Origin of the sequence: Vibrio sp. MarTm2 (assembly GCF_027587055.1) — a bacterium.
GTDB classification, from domain to species: domain Bacteria; phylum Pseudomonadota; class Gammaproteobacteria; order Enterobacterales; family Vibrionaceae; genus Vibrio; species Vibrio sinaloensis_D.
This window is the reverse complement of the sequence record NZ_JAPPTK010000033.1, coordinates 1-2,496: the sequence shown is the minus strand read 5'-3', so window position 1 is coordinate 2,496 and position 2,496 is coordinate 1. Positions and strand designations below refer to the sequence as shown.

Sequence of the window (2,496 nt, the reverse complement as noted above, 5' to 3'; positions counted from 1 at the left end):
TCACTTTCCAATGATGCTTCTTGCTCCGTGCGATCTTCTGTATACAACCTAAAGTAAACAACGGACATGAATATCATTAAGCTAGTCGAAATAAGCCCATACAAAACTTCGGATGCTATGTATAGTAACGTCGAAGAATCTCCAACAAGACCAAATACGAAACCTATAAATATTTGTGACCCGCCAATCAATGCCGTAACCATCATTAACCTACTAGCTATACCTTTCGTATCTTTCCAACTTTCGCTCAATGCCGAAAATGCAGGTTTGTCGTTTAAAATCGCCTCAAAGTCTGCAAACCCATATTTAGCTGCAAAATATAAACCCGGTACGATGAGCGCTATAAACCCGACTAAAACAGCTACACCATAGAAAAAATATACAACTAATAACCGCCACCACTCATTCAAAGAAACAGTTTGCTCTTTAGGGTAACCGGAAGCAGCAAAAGCCATAAACTTGATGAAACGAACCATTAAATAAGTGTGAATAAAACTTATTGCCACAAGGTAAAAAAGGTTACCCCAATCATAAAACAACTCAACAAAAGGGCTCAGCAGTGATGTGACAATCACATAAGGCCCGAAAAGTTTAAAAATAGAGCCGATATTAGATTTGGAGAAATAAAAGCACTCCGTTAATAGTTTATTCATAGCGTTCATTCATTTAGATATAATAGCCGATAGCATATCAAATATTTATCAATCCCCAAACTGGAGGGGCTCGGGAGGCCTAACGCCCTGCTAAGGGGTGAGCAACGCAATACCGAAGCCGCCGCATACCACCTTAATCACTTAAACCAACGCATAGTAAAAATGCCACGCGTTGCGAATCCCTCTTGAGCAGTTTGTTAGTTTGCAAACCCAAAGCTTTGATTTTACGTTATTTTAAGCTTTGCAAACAACAAACCTTATGTGTTTTGATGCACTTAAGTCAGGCGTAGTCTCAAAGCGGCTACTCAATGAAACCACGTGGAACAAACAACGCCGCAGAATACGAACTAACAACACCAAAAAGCGCTTTTGGAAAACCAATCTCACAATGAGGACTTTCAACAAAGCCACTGAAACCACATGAACTTACCACACCAGAGAAAACGCCATTTCAGCGAGTAAATCGGCTTTTGTACCAACAAACTCAACGAGCAGAGTTTCAGCAAAAAAGTTCGACTCACTTAGCCCCAAAAAGTCACCGCACCAAAGAACAAATCAACCGTTGAAACGATGCCAATTTTGGATTTTCACCACGCTAGTTAACACTAAAATTGAAAGCTAATACAAAAACTTAAACTTTGAGCTTTTTCCACTAGATCTTGCGATATAGCTGCGTTTTTCCTCTTGCAAACTAACGCCGCGTTAAGTAGTGAGCAACGCTAACCACCTAACCTAAATCTTTACACCGTAAACACTTAACCCAACTTAAAATTCAAAACGCCAAGCGTTGGGAATCTGCCTTAAACGCCTTGTTATGTGTAATTACGCGAAGTGATGTAGGTTTGCACATTTTATATATGGCGATATCTCTTCTACCTCATCGTGATTTTTATACCAAAGGATATAGGTATAGTCCCAATCTTCAGATATTACACAACCAAGTTCTGGAATAACAAACTTTGAAAAAAGAGATGAGTCTTTCTCCATAGATTCCTCGTAAGACGACAATATATTACTTACGTCAGTGACTGGTATTAGCTTTCCTCTGTCACATGCAGCAAATTCAATTTTGTAATCTTTACCTATCAGTTCAATTAGTTTATTGAAACGTTGCCACTCGCTTTCTGTAACTTCATCCAGTTTGTGATAATTTTCTTCACCAAGCCAACCTGGCCACAACGAGATAAACTCTTTGGCAAACTCAGGCTTAACTTCCCAGCCTTCAAAATAATGATGGTACATATAACCTCCATTACACATAACGCCGCGTTAAGTGGTGAACAACGCCAACCACCAAACCTAAGTCATTGTACATTAAACACTAAATTCAATTTAAGCCGAGATCGCCAAGCGTTGTGAATCCGCCTTAAACGCCTTGTTAGCTTCGAGAGGTTCTACTTAGTTTGGACATAAACGGAAACGCCCAACTGGTTACCTTCATAAGCTGAAGTAACTTGAACGCTTGCCGGAACAGTAATAAGAATATTATTTGACCTATCCCATTTTATCTCTATGTCTTCGTCAGTATTGTAAACTGAGTCGAACACTAGAGCATACTTCATTTGACGAGTGTCTTCTTGAAGCCAAACTTCCATTCGATTATCTGCATCATCACACTCAACAAACTTTGCGTGAACGGCTCTTCTACCTTCTGGGCTAAAGATTTGCTGCCCTGTAATCTCCCTACACCCATTTGCTAGCGTATTCACTGTCAAAGATTCTGTTCCAAATATAGCGTGAGCATATAAATAGGCTGTTGGTAAACCAATCACGGCTAAAATATGAATAACAACCAAATATAACTTCTTAATCAAAACTTCCCCTTTATCTAATTCTCGCAAGC

Annotated in this window: 3 protein-coding genes; all 3 read right to left on the bottom strand. The window is 39.4% G+C overall.

Annotation, left to right across the window (positions count from 1 at the left end; genetic code table 11):
- Window positions 1–653: hypothetical protein (locus OH458_RS21875; protein WP_269979846.1), on the bottom strand; the 653-nt coding region annotated here is incomplete at its 3' end.
- 822 nt (window positions 654–1,475) lie between these two features.
- Complete coding sequence (locus tag OH458_RS21870; protein ID WP_269979845.1) at window positions 1,476–1,895, bottom strand: hypothetical protein; 420 nt, start codon at window positions 1,893–1,895, stop codon at window positions 1,476–1,478.
- A gap of 152 nt (window positions 1,896–2,047) precedes the next feature.
- Window positions 2,048–2,496: hypothetical protein (locus tag OH458_RS21865; protein WP_269979844.1), on the bottom strand; the 449-nt coding region annotated here is incomplete at its 5' end.